12 protein-coding genes and 1 riboswitch are annotated in these 17,998 nt (G+C 43.6%); of the genes, 8 read left to right on the forward strand and 4 right to left on the reverse strand.

The features are described 5' to 3' along the window. Positions 1-174: 174 nt before the first annotated feature. From ACHLI0_RS10005 to ACHLI0_RS10030, 6 genes are all read left to right on the forward strand, one after another. Positions 175-1,497, forward strand: coding sequence for an NHL domain-containing protein (locus tag ACHLI0_RS10005; protein WP_008764070.1), 1,323 nt, complete (start codon positions 175-177; stop codon positions 1,495-1,497). Positions 1,498-1,513: 16 nt separating this feature from the next. Further along, complete coding sequence (locus ACHLI0_RS10010; RefSeq protein ID WP_373252455.1) at positions 1,514-4,597, forward strand: SusC/RagA family TonB-linked outer membrane protein; 3,084 nt, start codon at positions 1,514-1,516, stop codon at positions 4,595-4,597. 12 nt (positions 4,598-4,609) lie between these two features. Then, the gene (locus tag ACHLI0_RS10015) at positions 4,610-6,589 is read left to right on the forward strand and encodes a RagB/SusD family nutrient uptake outer membrane protein (protein WP_010535408.1); all 1,980 of its coding nucleotides are present in this window, start codon (positions 4,610-4,612) and stop codon (positions 6,587-6,589) included. A 54-nt stretch (positions 6,590-6,643) separates the two neighbouring features. Further along, complete coding sequence (locus ACHLI0_RS10020; protein WP_195740515.1) at positions 6,644-7,540, forward strand: BT_3044 domain-containing protein; 897 nt, start codon at positions 6,644-6,646, stop codon at positions 7,538-7,540. A gap of 141 nt (positions 7,541-7,681) precedes the next feature. Further along, positions 7,682-7,778: riboswitch (TPP riboswitch) on the forward strand. 1 nt (position 7,779) lies between these two features. Further along, positions 7,780-8,346: a nicotinamide riboside transporter PnuC gene (pnuC, locus tag ACHLI0_RS10025; protein WP_011108279.1), complete on the forward strand. Its 567-nt coding sequence runs from the start codon at positions 7,780-7,782 to the stop codon at positions 8,344-8,346. Further along, positions 8,343-8,966: a thiamine diphosphokinase gene (locus tag ACHLI0_RS10030; RefSeq protein ID WP_490749060.1), complete on the forward strand. Its 624-nt coding sequence runs from the start codon at positions 8,343-8,345 to the stop codon at positions 8,964-8,966. The genes pnuC and ACHLI0_RS10030 overlap by 4 nt, the downstream gene beginning before the upstream one ends. A 599-nt stretch (positions 8,967-9,565) precedes the next feature. Here the strand turns inward: ACHLI0_RS10030 and ACHLI0_RS10035 are convergent. From ACHLI0_RS10035 to thrA, 4 genes are all read right to left on the reverse strand, one after another. Continuing rightward, positions 9,566-10,138 (reverse strand): DNA-3-methyladenine glycosylase I, encoded by a 573-nt coding sequence (locus ACHLI0_RS10035; protein WP_008764076.1) that lies wholly within the window; start codon positions 10,136-10,138, stop codon positions 9,566-9,568. Positions 10,139-10,173: 35 nt separating this feature from the next. Continuing rightward, positions 10,174-11,475: a threonine synthase gene (gene thrC / locus ACHLI0_RS10040; protein WP_490749061.1), complete on the reverse strand. Its 1,302-nt coding sequence runs from the start codon at positions 11,473-11,475 to the stop codon at positions 10,174-10,176. After that, positions 11,472-12,695: a cofactor-independent phosphoglycerate mutase gene (locus tag ACHLI0_RS10045; protein WP_225680293.1), complete on the reverse strand. Its 1,224-nt coding sequence runs from the start codon at positions 12,693-12,695 to the stop codon at positions 11,472-11,474. The genes thrC and ACHLI0_RS10045 overlap by 4 nt, the downstream gene beginning before the upstream one ends. Before the next feature lie 128 nt (positions 12,696-12,823). Beyond that, positions 12,824-15,259 carry a bifunctional aspartate kinase/homoserine dehydrogenase I gene (gene thrA / locus ACHLI0_RS10050; protein ID WP_490749062.1) on the reverse strand — a complete coding sequence of 812 codons (2,436 nt, stop codon included), beginning with the start codon at positions 15,257-15,259 and terminating at the stop codon, positions 12,824-12,826. Positions 15,260-15,659: 400 nt separating this feature from the next. On the opposite strand from thrA, the gene ACHLI0_RS10055 reads away from it, so the two are divergent. Both ACHLI0_RS10055 and ACHLI0_RS10060 read left to right on the forward strand, forming a co-directional pair. Continuing rightward, a complete protein-coding gene (locus ACHLI0_RS10055; protein WP_008764080.1) occupies positions 15,660-16,697 on the forward strand; it encodes an asparaginase in 1,038 nt (345 codons plus the stop codon). Positions 16,698-16,798: 101 nt separating this feature from the next. Then, the gene (locus ACHLI0_RS10060; protein WP_490749064.1) at positions 16,799-17,998 is read left to right on the forward strand and encodes an ATP-binding protein; all 1,200 of its coding nucleotides are present in this window, start codon (positions 16,799-16,801) and stop codon (positions 17,996-17,998) included.

The raw sequence follows: 17,998 nt of genomic DNA on the forward strand, positions 1-17,998 counted from the left end.
TTATATATAGCCATTTACACCTTTGAATCTATAATATTTAAAACAATTAATCACATGAGAGAAAAAGCCAAAAGCCCTTAAGTCAAATTGAAATCAATTAGAATCTATTAAACCTTATTTAAATAGAAAGCCTAAAAGACCTTTTTTCAAACTAATAAAATCTTATAGAAAAACATGCGTAAATCATTTAATCTAATCTGGATGGTTTTCGGCTTCCTGCTACTAATAGTAGGTTGTAATGAAGACAAGAAAAGCACAGCTTTCGATCCTAATCAACCAGTCAAGTTTACAGAGTTTATGCCCGATTCCGGTGGCATACGAACCAAATTCATTGTTAAAGGCTCCAATTTCGGAGAAGACAAAAGCCAAGTGAAAGTTTACTTCAAGGATGAAGTAGGTAATGAGCGGGAGGCATTGGTTTTAGGTGTCAAGCCTGATGTTATTTATGCCCAAGTGCCCAAGCAAGCCGGAGGGGAAAGCCATGTACGGGTGGAGATTGCCGGAAAAGAAGCTGAACTCAGCAATGCTGAAAAAACATTCAAATATATTGTAACTTCTTCCGTATCTACAGTAGTAGGAAAAGCCAAAGAAGGTGGCAATAAAGACGGAACTCTTGGCGAGACCACATTCAATACTCCAAGGTATGTAGCTGTAGACAATGATGACAATGTATTCATATTCGACTCTGATGGGAGAACGCGTTTATCATCCATCGAACAAAATAAAACCATCACTTTACTGGATGGCATGGTAATTGACCAACCTTTATTTATCGATAAAGAAAAGAAACAACTATTTGGTCCATGCGATAATGCCAATTTCGGTTGTTTCTTATTCGATGCTAATGTGAGCTGGGTGGCTGATAAAATGGGACAGCTTTTAGCCAACGGAGGATGGATGCATAGTGTTGTTCTCGACCCCGTAGATTCTACTTTTGTGATATATCGCCAAAATACAGGGCAATTGTGGACACAACCTTTCGATAAAAATAGAAGAACATTAAATCCCAACAAAGCAAAACGAATCGGTACACTCTATAACACAGGTTCCAATGGATTATGTGCTTACAATCCGGTTGATAAGTATGTTTACTGTGTGTTGCATAGTAAAAGTGCAGTTTATCGCTTTAAGCTCACACGCGATGCGGACGGTTGGCCAGCTCTAGATGGGGACATCGATGAATATATCCCCGGTGCAGGCGCAGGCTTCCGGGACGGAGATGTGCAAGAAGCACAGTTTAAAGAACCACGTGGAATTGCTATTGATAAAGAAGGGAACTTATACATAGCCGATGTTGGTAATAACCGAATACGCAAAGTTGACACCAAATTGAACGTCGTAACCACGATAGCAGGTAGCGGAGCTGCAGGATACAAAGATGGAGATCCTTTGGAAGCCCAATTCAATCAGCCTTGGGGTGTCTATTTGGACAAAAATGAATTTCTTTACATTGCAGATCAAAACAACCACTGCATCAGAAAACTTGCTATTGAATAATTAATAAGGAATAGAAATGAAAACACTATATTTTAAATTAACCCTGTGTTTCTTTCTGCTATTGGCAGGAAATGCAACACAAGGGATATGGGCCCAACAAGAACCAATTCAAATTGCCGGAATCGTGTTAGATGAACATGGTGATCCGCTCCCGGGTGCAAACATATCTGTAAAAGGGAAAGAAAAAACCGGAACTATAACAGATATGGATGGTAACTTCAGTATGAAATCATTAGCTCCAAAAACAACGCTGATTGTTTCATTTATGGGATATAAGAGCAAAGAAATAGTGGTTACTCAAACCGATAAGAAGATGCGTATATCTCTGGAGCCCGACTCAGAATCATTGGACGAAGTAGTTGTTGTAGGTATGGGAACACAACGTAAAGTCAGCGTGGTAGGTGCTGTCACCAGTGTCAATCCGGCTGCCATCAGTGCTCCGTCAACTTCCGTAGCCAATATGCTGGGAGGTGTGGTTCCCGGTATTATAGCCGTTGACCGAAGCGGCGAACCGGGGCAGGATGTTTCTGAGTTCTGGATTCGCGGTATCAGCACATTTGGTGCCAACCAGTCTGCGCTGGTTTTGATTGACGGTATTGAAGGAAACCTCAACGACCTTGACCCGTCGGATATTGAGAGCTTCTCTATCTTGAAAGATGCTTCGGCAACAGCCGTTTATGGTGTACGTGGTGCAAATGGCGTTGTTTTGGTAACGACCCGTTCCGGTCAGGAAGGTCGCACCAAGGTAACCTGGAAGAGCAGTATGACTCTCTCTTATTCCCCCCGCATGCCCGAATATCTGGAAGCATACGATTATGCCAGCTTAGCAAACGAAGCCCGAGTAGTAAGTAATATGGACCCTCTTTATAGCCCGACAGAACTGGAGATTATTAAAGCAGGACTGGACAATGACTTATATCCAAACGTTAACTGGCAAAAAGAGATACTGAAAGATGTAACTATTAATCATCAGCACTATTTAAATGTATCCGGTGGTGGAAAAGTTGCCAGATATTTTGTCAGTGTAGGAGGTACATTCAAAGATGCTATCTTCAAGCAAGACAAAGTTAACAAATACAACACGAATGTCAAATGGGCTAAATATAATTTCCGCGCAAAGGTAGACATGAACCTAACTCCATCGACAATCATGGGATTGGCTATGGACGGAGCTATTGTAGAAGACAGAGCACCGGGATTCGGAACTAACAATGACGCACTCTGGGCCGCACAAGCCTATCTGACTCCCCTGACGGTGCCTTTACGTTATTCCAATGGAATGCTTCCTGCTTATGGTAAAAACGGAGAACAAATCTCACCATATATCTTGTTGAACCATACCGGATTTAAAAAGGGAAACCGGACCACTATGAACATCAATTTCACCTTACGTCAAGACTTCGGAAAATGGATCAAGGGTTTGACTGCCAGAGGAATGTTCTCGTATAACAATAACAATATACACAACGTAGTCCGCTCCAAAATGCCGGACCTATACAAGGCCTTTGGCCGTTACAATGACGGTTCATTAATGACACAACGTACGGTATCAGCCAGCAACATTCAATTCGCCAAGAGTGCCGCCAGTGACCGGAGATATTACTTCGAATCGCAACTTGCCTATGAAAGACTTTTCAATCAGGAACACCGTGTAACCGGTTTGATACATTACTATATGCAAAGCACCGAAACCACCGAAGCAAATGATGAAATTTCATCTATTCCCAAACGTTATCAAGCATTATCTGCCAGAGCCACTTACTCTTATAAAGATGCTTATCTGATAGAAGGAAACGTAGGATACACCGGTTCCGAAAACTTTGAACCGGGCAAACAATTCGGTTTGTTCCCTGCAATAGCCTTAGGATGGATCCCGACCCAATACGAATTTATGCAGAATCATGCAGGATGGCTCAACTTTTTGAAGATCAGAGCTTCTTATGGTGAAGTTGGTAACGATCAGATCGGTGGTGGACGTCGGTTCCCATATCTGACGTTGATTAACTTTGGAGGTGGTAGTCGTTGGGGTTCCAATGGATTGACAGAAAAACAAATCGGAGCCAACAACTTACACTGGGAGGTAGCCAAGAAATATAACCTGGGTATCGACTTCCAATTTCTCAATGATAAAATAGGTGGAACGGTAGATATCTTCAGAGACACTCGTGATAATATCTTCCAGGAAAGAAAAATGATGCCTTCGGAAGTAGGCGTCGTAACCAACCCATATACCAACGTAGGACGTATGCGCAGTAGCGGTATAGATGGTAACATTTACCTGAACCAGAAAATAAACGAAGACAACTCTTTCACGGTGCGTGCCAACATGACATATGCTGTCAGCAAAGTTGTACATTGGGACCAAGATGCGGTGCGCTACCCTTACCAATCGTATAGCGATGTAAATTATGGTGTTATGCGCGGTTTGGTTGCATTAGGCTTATTTCAAAATCAGGATGAAATCAACCGAAGCCCGAAACAGACATACGGCGAAGTACGCCCCGGAGATATCCGCTATAAAGACGTGAACGCTGACGGAAAAATTGACGATGACGATATTGTTCCTATTGCACACTCCAATGTACCGCAAATTCAATACGGTTTTGCACTGGAGTACAGATATAAAAGATGGACTATCAGTGCTTTATTCACTGGAGCAGCCAAAGTTAACTTCTTATACGGCGGTTCCGGATTCTATCCCTTCTCAGGCGGAGAAGTCGGCAACATTCTATCCATCGTAAACGACCCGAAGAATCGTTGGACACCGGCATGGTATTCAGGGGATCCTTCTACAGAAAACCCGAATGCACGTTTCCCGCGCCTGACTTACGGAGAGAATAAGAACAATAACCGTGCTTCTACTTTCTGGCTGGCAGATGGTTCTTACCTGCGTTGGAAATCATTGGATATTTCCTATCGTATCGGAACGAATAAAGTACTAAGGACAGTGGGCATCAGTGATATGAATCTGCAATTTGTCGGACAGAATCTGGCAGTATGGGATTCAGTGAAACTATGGGATCCGGGACAGGCATCTAAAAACGGCGCCGTATATCCGCTACAGCGTACTTTCTCTTTACAGTTAACAGCTACGTTCTAATTGAAAACTATTATGAAAAAGATATTAAAAAAAAGCCTTCATATTCTATGCACGACACTGGGGATCATCCCGTTCATGCTGACTTCATGCAACTATCTGGCAGTTGATGAATACTTTAACGACCTGACTCCACTCGACTCCATCTTTGCCAGACAAGATTATCTGGAGCGTTATGTGTGGGGAACTGCGGCATTAATGCCCGCTCAAGGCAACTTGTTTTCCGGTTCCTACGGTCCTTACGAGACTGCGGTAGATGAAGTCCTTCTGTCATGGCAGAAAGCTGAGTACGCCGGTACCTACTTGTATGCAGACAAAATTACGCAGAACGATTCTTACTACAACATGTGGGGACAATACTACAAAGGTATCCGTAAGTGTAACACTATCTTCACCCGCATCGATGAATGCAAAGACCTGAAAGGATTGGACAGACGTGAAATTATGGGTTTGACTCATTTCATGAGAGCTTCCTTCTATTTCTATCTGTTGGAGCTTTACGGACCGGCAGTCATCCTTCCCGAAGAGCCGCTGTCGGTAGATGAAAACATTGAAAACTTGTCATTCGAACGTAACACGTACGATGAATGTGTGGAATATATCTGTAAAGACCTCGAAGAAGCTTACAGCCTATTGGACCCGACCCGTCCGAGCACTCAGTTCGAACGTCCTACCAAATATGCGGCAGCCGCCCTCATGTCACGTGTCCGGCTTTACCAAGCTTCCAAGTGGTACAACGGCAATCAATATTATGCCGACTGGACCACTTCCGACGGACGAAACATGATAGCCCAGCAATATGACCCGGTGAAATGGGCGAAATCAGCTGCTGCCTCCAAGAGAATTATCGATAGCGGTATTTACTCATTATACACTGTACCCAGCGATGAAAACACGTATGCATCCTCTCAGGCGTCACAAGCGGAATTTCCGTTAGGAGTAGGAGGAATCGATCCTTACCATTCGTATATAGACATGTTCAATGGAGAAGCACTGGCTGTGAAAAACCCTGAACTTATTTATGCTACTCCCTTGAACAACAACATCATTTCAATCGCCTTCCCGTTGAAACTGGGAGGATGGAACGGCTTAGGAATCACTCAGAAACTCATAGATGCCTACTACATGAAAGATGGAGAAGATTATGTGCAACAACCTGATTATTATGAAGAAGCGGGTACTGTACCTACCATCGCCACAGGATATGAGCTGAGACCAACCGTTGCCAAAATGTATCTGGACCGCGAACCGCGTTTCTACGCATCTATCGGATTCTGTGAATGTTTCTGGCCCGCAACTTCGGTAACAGGAACCGAAGCTCCCAACGTGACTAACTTTACAGCAGGATATTACGTGAATGGCAACTGTGCAAAACAGGCTGCCAATCCAGAAGACTATAACTTAACGGGATATACTCTAAAGAAATATATCCATCCGGAGGATAACTGTACCAGTCATACAGGTGCTAAAATAAAACCGAAAACATTCCCTGTATTCAGATATGCGGAAATACTATTGAACTATGTAGAAGCATTGAATGAACTGAAAGGAGAACCGGAATATACGGAAGCGGCAGATAACACCACTTATCATGTTTTGTATAATCCGGAGGAAATCATGTACTACTTCAACATGATTCGTTACCGTGCCGGATTGCCGGGCATCACCCTTGCCGATGCCAGCGATCAAGTGAAGATGCGTCAGTTAATCATCCGCGAACGTATGATCGAATTTGCGTGCGAAGGAAGAAGATATCATGACCTGCGTCGTTGGGGACTAGCAGAAACAGAAGAAAACAAACCGGTACAAGGTATGGACGTTACCAAGAAGACAACCGAAAGAGACCAATTCTATACTGTTGTCAATGTAGTTCATAAGTATGCATTACGCAGCTTTGACAGGAAGATGTACTTCTATCCTATTCCGAGAGCCGTATTGGATAAAAATGCCAAACTGAAACAAAATCCAGGATGGGACGGATTCGGAGATTGGTAACTTTCCCCTTTCCATCATATAACTGATTATTAATCATATAAAATTGAACATATAATGAGATCAATATACAAAATAGTGGTCTGTTCTTTGTTAACGCTCTCCATCACTTCTTGTGAAAAAGACCTGCTTGAAAAAGAACAATATCAGAAAGAAATCTACCTGATCGGTGCTTACAACCGAGTATGGACCACAGAAGTAAGCTACAGTAACGAAGAAGTGAAAACTTATTTCACGGTCAGCAGTTCCGGTACATTAGCATTAGACCGAGATGTGAACGTAAAAATGAAGATCAATGAAGAGTTGGTAGATATTTACAATAAAAAATACTGGACCGTTCTGAATGAGGACAAATATTATAAATCATTGGATACTGATTTATATTCCATTCCTTCTTTGGAGAATACGGTAATCAAGCACGCTGAAGGTATTTCCGCTGAAGTTCCTGTGTTGATAAAGACAGCAAGTCTGAAGATTGACCAGTCATACGTCATCCCCGTCGAAATAGAAAGTACAACAGGATATCCGATAAGTGAATCCGGATATAAAATGTTGATTCTATTAAAATTAAAGAATGACTATTCGGGCAGTTACCAGATGAGTGGCCATACCACCTTAGAAGGAGAAACTCCGAAGACGATTCAGAAGCCTAAAACGATTAAGCCTACCGGAGTCAACACTGTCAGACTATTCTATGCCATGAACAACGAGAGCGACGAGAAGGCTGATATCCAAACGGGTACAATAGAACTGACCATCACGGATCAGATAGTGGAAGGCACTAATGATGTAAAGAAAGTTTTGATCAAAGCATGGGATACTGAAAACGGACCGGTAATTATCGACTCAGGAGAAAGTACCTACAACACAACCGCCAAAAAGTTCAGCCTCAAATATACGATCGGTAACACGCTATATGAAGAGCAACTGACCAAAGAAAAAGAAGTTTTATAATACACGACAAATGAGGAGAAGAGGAGATTTCACGGCATTGCAAAAATGCCGCTGAAATCTCCTCTTCGTTTTTTCAACGGAGGACTTGTTTTTACATGATTCCTTGTTTTCCTTCTGCTAAATTCGTAATTTTACCGCCGATTCACGCAATAGGGGTGCCCTAACATGACAGGCTGAGAACATACCCATAGAATCTGATCCGGGTAATGCCGGCGTAGAGAACGAATAAATAAGCAAATATGGAAATGAATTATCTGGAGATATTCGGTACGTTTATCGGTATTATCTACCTGTGGCTGGAGTATCGCGCCAGTATCTATCTGTGGCTGGCGGGCATCATCATGCCGGCCATTTATATCTTTGTTTATTACGACGCGGGGTTGTATGCCGACTTCGGCATCAACATCTACTATCTGATAGCTGCCATCTACGGATGGTTCTTCTGGATGTGGGGACACGGGGAAAAGAAAAGTCTCCCCATTATACATACCCCGTGGAAATGCTATCTGCCACTATTCCTTGTGTTTATCGTGTCTTTCGTCGGCATCGCCCGGATACTTATCGAATACACAGACAGTAACGTTCCGTGGCTGGACAGTTTCACAACGGCGTTGAGCATTGTCGGAATGTGGATGCTGGCACGCAAATACATCGAGCAATGGTTTGCCTGGATTCTTGTCGACATCGTCTGTTGCGGACTTTATATCTATAAAGATCTCTATTTCACCTCCGCATTGTACGGACTTTACTCCATTATAGCTATCTTTGGCTACTTCAAATGGAAAAAAATAATGAACATGCAATGATAAACGAACACTATATACCCCAAGCCGTCATACTTGCCAACGGTGAATATCCTGCGCACGAACTTCCCCTGCGTCTTTTGGCAGAAGCCCAATTCGTCGTTTGTTGCGACGGGGCCGCCAATGAATATATTTCCCGCGGACATACTCCCGACGTGATTATAGGCGATGGAGACTCGCTCCTGCCGGAATATAAAAAGCGTTTTTCCTCTATTATCCTTCAAATTTCGGATCAGGAGACGAATGATCAGACCAAAGCTGTCCATTATCTGCAAAGTAAAGGGATACGGAAAATCGCCATCGTAGGTGCTACCGGCAAGCGGGAAGACCATACATTAGGAAACATCAGTCTGCTCATGGAGTATATGAGAAGTGGTATGGAAGTACGGACAGTCACTGATTACGGGACGTTTATTCCAGTGAGTGATACGCAAAGTTTTGCTTCATATCCCGGTCAGCAGGTCTCTATCATCAACTTTGGAGCTAAAGGATTAAAAGCAGAGGGATTGTTTTATCCGCTAAGCGACTTCAGCAACTGGTGGCAAGGAACACTTAATGAAGCAACAGCAGATGAATTTACCATTCATTGTACAGGAGAATATTTAGTATTCCTTGCTTATTAAATCCCTGTTCCGGAAAAATATTCTTTCATCTGCCTTACTACTGATAGTTTCCTACTGTGGAACTATTATTTTTTTGCCTAATGAAACTTTAGTTTCACGGCCTTGGAACTAGAGTTTCCAGCGCTTGAAACTTTAGTTTCTGAAGTTTGGAACTAAAGTTTCTTCAGCTTGAAACTATTGGTTTCAAGGCTTTGGAACTATAGTTTCATTGCATGGAAACTAACTAAGCTAAGGTATTCCAGACTTATCATTCCAAGAGGTCAGTATATTATTGTAGCAGGATATAATAACACAGCGTGACGGCATTGTGACAGCATATTTTGCTATCACAATGCCGTCACGCTGTGCTGTCACCTCTTTATTAATTTATAATCAGTGCGTTATCTATCATTTGGTGACAGATGACAGCAATTTTGGATATTTTAATTCTCTAGTAGAGCGGCTCAAAGCAATTTATTCCTTTTCGTATTGTTATGAGCTAAATGATAGTCGGTTCTATCTTCCATTCTCCTCCTTCGGGAAGGAGGAGAATGGAGTTACTATTGTGTACTACTGTTTAGTTCATTCCTAAACAGATTTGAATTATTTCCGCACGTCATTTATTTTTTCCGGCAAATACAATCCTTCAAGTGATCGTTGATAAATCCCGAAGCTTGTAAGTGAGCATAACAAATCGTCGTTCCAAAGAATTTGAATCCGCGCTTTTTCATGTCCTTACTCATTGCATCGGATTCGGGAGAAGATGCCGGAATCTCGCTCAATGAACAAAAGGTATTGACAATGGGCTTTCTGTCGGGAAAGAATGAGAGAGTGTAGTCGTAAAAACTACCGAACTCCTTTTGTATAGCAAGGAATTGTCTGGCGTTGGTAATGGTCGATTTGATTTTCAGACGGTTTTTCACAATGCCTTCAAAGTGCATCAACCGTTCTACATCTTCATCGGTCATCTGTGCCACCCGTTCGGCATCAAAATCGCAAAAGGCTTTGCGATAACCCTCCCGTTTTCTGAGGATGGTTATCCAGCTCAACCCCGCCTGGGCACTCTCCAGCACAAGAAACTCAAACAGCGTCTTGTCGTCAGTAACCAAATTTCCCCACTCCTGATCATGATATTTCACATACAGTTCGTCGGTTCCACACCAACCACAGCGTCCGTTTACTATATCTTGCATAATTATTTCTTTTATACCTTGCTTTAACAACCCAATCAAACAGAAAGCAAATACTTCTTGAAGTCTGCAAATTCTTTCGTCATTTGCAAGCTCTTTTTCTCCCCTTTCATAAATTCCTGCAACTTGGCAGGTATTTCTACCGCTTCGCCAATGATACTTTCTACAGTTTCCAGGAATTTAGCAGGATGAGCAGTTTCAAGGAAGACTCCCGTTTCGCCCTGTTTCAATCCTTCTTGCAAAGCGCGATAACCGCAAGCTCCATGAGGATCGAGCAGGTAATGATGTTCCTTCCAGGTTTCTTTCACAGTTTCGCGAATCTGCTCGTCGGTATATGTAGTTCCCGAAATCTCAGCGGAAATGTCTGCATGAGAACGGCCATACAAGTCAAGCACACGGGCAAAGTTGCTCGGATCACCTACGTCCATAGCATTGGCAATGGTCACAACAGATGGGCGGGGATTATATTTACCTGTTTGCAGGTATTGATAGAATATATCGTTGCGATTGTTAGCAGCAATAAAACGTTTGATAGGCAAGCCCATCTTTTTGCCGAACAATCCAGCTGTGATGTTTCCGAAGTTTCCGCTAGGAACACAAATCACGGCATTGTCGGCTTTTCCGGCACGTTTCAGCTGTGCATAAGCATAGAAATAATAGAACGCTTGCGGCAGGAAGCGGGCTACATTGATAGAATTGGCAGAAGTCAGTGACAGATGTTCGTTCAGTTCCTTATCCATGAAAGCAGCTTTTACCAGTGCCTGACAATCATCAAACGTTCCGTCCACTTCGAGAGCGGTGATATTCTGTCCCAAAGTAGTGAACTGCTTCTCCTGTATTTCGCTGACTTTTCCTTTAGGGTAAAGTACATATACATGAATACCTTCCACACCCAGAAAACCGTTGGCAACCGCACTTCCCGTATCGCCGGAAGTCGCTACCAGCACATTCACATCCTTCTGGCCTTCTTTCTTGATGAAGTAACCCAGCAAACGTGCCATAAAACGGCCGCCTACATCTTTGAAAGCCAGAGTCGGTCCGTGGAAAAGTTCCAAAGAATAGATGTTGTCCGCTACTTTCACCAACGGTACATCAAAACTCAATGTATCGTACACTATTTGTTTCAGTGTATCGGCGGGGATGTCTTCGCCAAAGAAAGCATCGGCTACACGATAAGCAATCTCCTGAAAAGACAAAGTATCTATCGTATCGTAAAAATCTTGGGGAAGAGGCTTGATAGTCATTGGCATGAAAAGCCCTCTGTCGGCGGCAAGCCCTTTTACTACAGCTTCCTGCAAAGAAGCCATCGGCGCTTGTTTATTTGTACTATAGTATTTCATTGGATATTCTTTTGATTCATAAATTCTTTTATAAACTCATCTTCTTTCAGCACACCGTAACTGCCGTCGCATGCCGATATCTCGTCATACGTCTGCACTTCATCCGGTTCGATGCCCGGATACCAGATAAGGAACGGTATAGGATCGGAGGTATGGGTGCGAAGTTCGCAGGGAGTAGGATGGTCGGGCAATACGGCAATCGCCACAGGCTCGTCCCAGTCCTTCACTGCTTCGTAGATAGGACCTACAGCACGTTTGTCGAGGTTCTCTATCGTCAGGAGCTTCAGGTCGATATCCCCTTCGTGTCCCGCCTCATCACTGGCCTCGATATGAAGATAAACGAAATCGTCCGTCTTCAGTGCTTCCAGAGCGGCAGCTACTTTATTCTCATAATTTGTATTATACAGTCCGGTGGCTCCCTCTACCGCAATGCGGCGTAAGCCGGCATAATATCCGATTCCGTTAATCAAGTCGACAGCCGAAATAACTGCTCCTTTCTTTACTTGCGGAAAGGTTTCGGAGAAAGCAGGCATCTGCGGACGATAGCCGGGGCTCCAGGGCCAGATGCTGTTTGCAGGGTCCTTGCCTTCCGACATCCGTTTCAGATTCAACGGATGGTTCTTCAGCAGTTCCTGTGATTTAAGAATAAGATCATTGATAAGGTCCGCCGTGTCCTGCGCTTCCGGCACTAAGGGTTTCACCATTAACGGGCGGAAAGGCTTCAACGGGACATCGTGCGGAGGGGTGCAATCCAGTTCTTTATCCCCCCCCTTGATAACAAGCAGATGACGATACTGAACTCCTGTATGGAAGCGTACGCGGTCATTCCCCAGCTTCTCTTGCAGATACTGGATCAGTACATCCGCTTCTTCCGTAGATATATGTCCGGAAGAGTGATTCTTCAGAATATCTCCTTCCACACAAATCAGATTACAACGCATCGCCATTTCTCCCGGTTTCAGGTCTACACCGATACTGGCTGCTTCGAGCGGCCCGCGTCCTTCGTACACTTTCGGAAGATTATATCCCAACACGGACATATTGGCAACCTCACTACCCGGATGGAAACCTTCGGCAACAGTTATCAAACGTCCATTGCGTCCCATGCGGGCTAACTTATCCATATAAGGCGTCTTCGCATATTGCAGGAGCGTCTTGTCCCCCAATGACTTCACTGGCCAGTCGGCCATTCCGTCTCCCAGTATGATAATATGCTTCACTTCTTTAATTTTTTAATGGATAATGGAAAATGGATAATGAAAGATACAATGAGAATTCATTAAAAATAATGAGCGGTGCCACAAGCTGCAAAGCCATTATCCACTCTCCATTATCCATTCTCCATTAATTAAACGTTTGCGATACTCATGATATCAGCGAATACTCCCGCAGCCGTTACTCCGGCACCGGCACCGTATCCTTGAATCATCATCGGATATTCTTTATAGCGTTCCGTAGTCAGCAAGATGATGTTGTTGCTGCCTTCCAGTCCGTAGAACGGATGGTTGGCACCCACTTCCTGCAGGCCGACAGAGGCTTTTCCGTCTTCCAGTTTGGCAACAAAGCGCCAATGTTTATGTTCTTTCTCCAATACCTGACGACGGGCTTCGAAGTCTGCGTCGAGGCTCGGCACTCGTTTCCAGAAGTCATCCAGCGAACCTTCGAAGAAGTCGTTCGGGACAAAGAGATTCTTCTCTACGTCTTCCTGCTCGATGTGGTATCCGGCTTCACGTGCCAGAATCACCAGTTTGCGAATCACGTCTTTTCCGCTCAGGTCGATACGCGGGTCCGGTTCGGAATAGCGTTCTTCCTGTGCCATCTTGATCGTGCGGCTGAAAGGAATGTCAGCGCTGATCTTATTAAAGATATAGTTCAATGTACCCGAAAGTACGGCTTCAATCTTTAGTATCTTGTCACCACTGTGAATCAGGTCGTTAATGGTATTGATAATCGGCAGTCCCGCACCTACGTTTGTTTCAAACAGGTACTTCACCCCCCGTTGACGGGCAATCGTTTTCAGTTCGCGATAGTTCTCGTAAGCCGAAGACGCAGCGATCTTATTGGCTGCCACTACGGAAACGTTGTGCTGTAAAAGGTCTTTGTAAAGTGATGCAATGTCGGGGCTTGCCGTACAATCCACGAATACGGAGTTGAAGATATTCATTCCGACTATTTCGTCACGGATCGTCTGCAAGCTGCTGTCCTTGCCTTTCTCCTGCAGCTCTTCACGGAAATTAGCAAGGTCGAAGCCTGCGCGGCTGAACATGGCTTTCGCAGCATCGATGATACCTACGACGTGCAACTTCAATCCGTTCTCCATCATCAGTTTCTGTTGCTGGCAACGAATCTGTTCTACCAGACTGCCGCCCACCGTACCGATACCGCAGATAAAGAGATTCAGTACCTGATATTCGGACAGGAAGAAGGAGTCATGGATAACGTTCAGAGATTTACGCAATGACTTGGAATCGACAACAAAAGAAATGTTGGTTTCCGAAGCTCCCTGCGCACAAGCGATTACATTGATACCATTACGTCCCAGTGTACCGAAGAGCTTCCCTGCTATACCCGGTGTATGCTTCATATTCTCGCCAACGATTGCCACCGTAGCCAGATTTCTCTCTGCAAGGATCGGAGAAATCTCTCCCATCTCGATCTCTTTCGCAAATTCTTCATTCAGCACTTCACAAGCCAAATCGGCATCAGCGTTCCGAACACCGATAGAGGTACTGTTTTCTGATGAAGCCTGCGAAACGAGGAATACACTGATTCCATTCTTTGCCAAAGCCTTGAATATACGGTAGTTTACACCGATCACACCTACCATACCCAATCCCTGAACAGTGATCAGACTCGTATCGTTGATTGAAGAAATACCCTTGATGGCTTTCCCTTGCGGATTGGAAAGTTCTTGCTTAATGACCGTTCCTACTCCGTCAGGATTGAACGTGTTCTTTATTATAATAGGAATATTCTTATGACATACCGGATAGATTGTCGGCGGATAAACTACTTTCGCACCGAAGTTACAAAGTTCGGTTGCTTCTACATAGCTCAATTCGGAAATAGTATAGGCTGTTGAGATCACGCGCGGGTCGGCAGTCATAAAGCCGTCCACATCGGTCCATATCTCCAGACTGCTGGCATCGAGCGCTGCGGCAATAATGGCAGCCGTATAATCGGAACCACCACGACCGAGATTCGTTACGTCTCCCGACACCTTATCCGAAGAAATAAATCCGGGAACCAACGATACTTTCGGAATGGAATGGAAAGCCTCTTTTACTAACTGATTAGTCAGATCGGCATCAATCGTATGTTTATTATGCTTCTTTTCAGTCTTGATAAAAGTACGCGAATCAAACCATTTTGCCTCATCGATCAGTTCGGCAACGATGATGGACGAAAGGCGTTCGCCATAGCTGACAATGGTATCCGATGTTTTCGGGGAAAGGTCTCTGATCAGATAGATACCCTGGAAAATGTCTTTCAACTCATTCAGCAATTCGCCAATCTGACGTTGCAATGCCACTTGCCCTGCTCCGGCAGGAATCACTTCTTTAATCATCTCCACATGACGATAGACGATTTCGCGGAACTCTCCTTCGTAGGCCGAATCTCCGGCTGCCGCCATCTTCGATGTATTAATCAATTTGTCAGTGATGCCCCCTAACGCGGAAACAACTACAATTACCGGCTCGCCGGCCGACTCTACAATTCTCTTTACACTTAAAATGCTGTTCACGGAACCTACGGACGTTCCGCCGAATTTCATTACTTTCATGAAGATACATATTTAAATACAATCCCCTTGAGTATAGTTATTACAGGGTGATTGGTTGTTTACGAAAAAATTAAAATTGAGTTTTGCCTACTTACACAGGCGTGAATCACGTAGATACACAAATACTATCCATTAACCCCAAAGGGTCATGGTACACATGGATGTGACTGTATGTGGATAGTACTTCATCATAGTCTCTGTTTCTACCATTGTTTTTGATAAGTGTCGCAAAAGTAATAATAAAAACGTTCAATCTATCACTTTTTTCGGTTTTTTTCTGATAAAAAGAACATCCCGTCTCTTTTCCCTCCCATAAAAGCCCTGCACTTTTATGACATTTTGCTATTTATATATCGTTTATATTATTATATTTGCAAAAACAACAGCATAAAACCAGCGTATGACCCCGTTAAATACTTCCGTATTGTTAATATACACCGGTGGAACAATTGGAATGATTGAAAACACCGCAACAGGCGCATTGGAGAACTTCAACTTCGAGCAACTCCAAAGGCATATCCCCGAATTGCAAAAATTCAACTTCCCGATTGATACTTATCAGTTTGACCCTCCGATGGACTCTTCGGACATGGAACCCGATATGTGGAGAAAGCTGGTACACATTATTCATGAGAACTATGATCTCTATCATGGCTTCGTCATTTTGCACGGAACGGATACGATGGCTTATACAGCCTCCGCCCTGAGTTTTATGCTGGAAGGACTGGACAAACCTGTGATCCTTACGGGTTCCCAACTCCCGATAGGGGTGCTCCGCACGGACGGAAAGGAAAACTTGATGACAAGTATCGAAATTGCCGCCGCACAGGATAAGGAGGGGAAAGCACTCGTTCCGGAAGTCTGCATCTTCTTTGAGAATCATCTGATGAGGGGAAACCGTACGACAAAGATGAACGCGGAAAACTTCAACGCATTCCGCTCATTCAATTATCCGGTATTGGCGGAAGCGGGTATTCACATTAAATATAATCAGGCACAGATTCATGTCAACAAAAGCAAGCAGGAGTTAGTGCCACATTATTTATTGGATACGAACATCGTGGTTCTCAAGTTATTCCCCGGCATTCAGGAGAATGTAGTAGCTACGATGTTAGGGACCAAAGGATTAAAGGCGGTCGTACTCGAAACGTATGGTTCCGGCAATGCTCCCCGAAAGGAATGGTTTATCCGCAGGCTTTGTCAGGCCAGTGCGCAGGGGATTGTCATTGTCAATGTAACCCAGTGCAATGCCGGAATGGTGGAGATGGAACGTTACGAAACAGGGTACCAGCTACTACAGGCAGGAGTGGTCTCCGGATATGACAGTACGACAGAATCGGCCGTGACTAAATTGATGTTCTTATTGGGACACGGATATACTCCGGATGAGGTTCGTGATCGTATGAATCGGTCGATAGCTGGTGAGATCACTCTATAAGGACCTTTTGTTTAATGCGTTGAACAGATTTTATCCGATTTTGTTTTGCGCGTTGAACAAATTATGCCTATTTTTGTATTCCATAGAAAACAAATAAGGATATGGATACACTAATCAGAAGATATAAAAGGTTACTAACAGCCACTTCCACTACTTATATCAGGAGCTTAATGGATACAATCAATTGGGATAACCGACTGATTGCCATCCGCGGAGCACGTGGAGTCGGAAAAACGACTTTAATGCTTCAATACCTGAAACTTCATTATGCAAACGATAGTCAGAGCGCCTTATACACAAGTCTGGATAGTCTGTATTTCACTCAACATACGCTTAGCGAATTGGCTGAACAGTTTTATCTGAAAGGAGGAAAATGTCTCTTTCTGGATGAAGTACATAAATATCCATCCTGGAGCAAGGAGATTAAAAATATATATGACGAGTTTCCCGAACTGAAAATAGTATTCACAGGCTCCTCCTTACTTCAACTTCTGAATGCAGAAGCAGATTTGTCACGCCGATGCATATCATACAATATGCAAGGACTCTCTTACCGTGAATATCTGAAGTTATTTCATCAGATTCATATCCGCCCCTATACATTGGAAGAGATCTTGGAGAGCAGTGACGGAATTTGCAATGAGGTCAACTCTCAATGCAGACCACTGGCTCATTTTGAGGATTATCTGAAACATGGGTATTATCCTTTTTATCTGGAAGGAAATGCAGAGTATTATACACGAATCGAGAATATAACGAATTTGATACTTGAGATTGAACTTCCCCAACAATGTGGAGTAGATATCAGTAATGTACGGAAATTGAAAAGCCTGTTAGGTATCCTTTCCTCCGAAGTTCCGTTTATGGTGGATATCACTAAGCTCTCTGCCCTGGCAGAACTCTCGCGTACCACCATTCTGGCCTATCTGCAATATTTGGACAGAGCCAAGTTAATTCATCTTCTTTATTCGGACAACGACTCTATCAAAAAGCTACAAAAACCGGATAAGATATACATGGAAAATACCAATTTACTTTATGCGCTGACTTTCAAGGATGTGAACAAGGGCACATTGAGAGAAGTATTTATGGTGAACCAACTTTCTTATCTGCATAGAGTAGAATACTGTACACGTAGTGCAGACTACACGATAGACAGCAAATACACAATAGAAGTTGGCGGAAAAAGTAAGGACGGAAAACAGATAGCTGGCAGCAAACAGGCATTTATAGCCGCAGATGATATAGAATATTCAGCAGGAAACAAAATTCCGTTATGGGCATTCGGGTTCTTATATTAA

The sequence above is a fragment of the Bacteroides sp. RCH18 genome (assembly GCF_058231005.1).

Excerpts from the sequence above, each read along its gene's own strand:
- ACHLI0_RS10005 (WP_008764070.1), top strand. The coding sequence starts at position 175 with ATGCGTAAATCATTTAATCTAATCTGGATGGTTTTCGGCTTCCTGCTA.
- ACHLI0_RS10010 (WP_373252455.1), top strand. The coding sequence starts at position 1,514 with ATGAAAACACTATATTTTAAATTAACCCTGTGTTTCTTTCTGCTATTG.
- ACHLI0_RS10015 (WP_010535408.1), top strand. The coding sequence starts at position 4,610 with ATGAAAAAGATATTAAAAAAAAGCCTTCATATTCTATGCACGACACTG.
- ACHLI0_RS10020 (WP_195740515.1), top strand. The coding sequence starts at position 6,644 with ATGAGATCAATATACAAAATAGTGGTCTGTTCTTTGTTAACGCTCTCC.
- pnuC (WP_011108279.1), top strand. The coding sequence starts at position 7,780 with ATGGAAATGAATTATCTGGAGATATTCGGTACGTTTATCGGTATTATC.
- ACHLI0_RS10030 (WP_490749060.1), top strand. The coding sequence starts at position 8,343 with ATGATAAACGAACACTATATACCCCAAGCCGTCATACTTGCCAACGGT.
- ACHLI0_RS10035 (WP_008764076.1), bottom strand. The coding sequence starts at position 10,138 with ATGCAAGATATAGTAAACGGACGCTGTGGTTGGTGTGGAACCGACGAA.
- thrC (WP_490749061.1), bottom strand. The coding sequence starts at position 11,475 with ATGAAATACTATAGTACAAATAAACAAGCGCCGATGGCTTCTTTGCAG.
- thrA (WP_490749062.1), bottom strand. The coding sequence starts at position 15,259 with ATGAAAGTAATGAAATTCGGCGGAACGTCCGTAGGTTCCGTGAACAGC.
- ACHLI0_RS10055 (WP_008764080.1), top strand. The coding sequence starts at position 15,660 with ATGACCCCGTTAAATACTTCCGTATTGTTAATATACACCGGTGGAACA.
- ACHLI0_RS10060 (WP_490749064.1), top strand. The coding sequence starts at position 16,799 with ATGGATACACTAATCAGAAGATATAAAAGGTTACTAACAGCCACTTCC.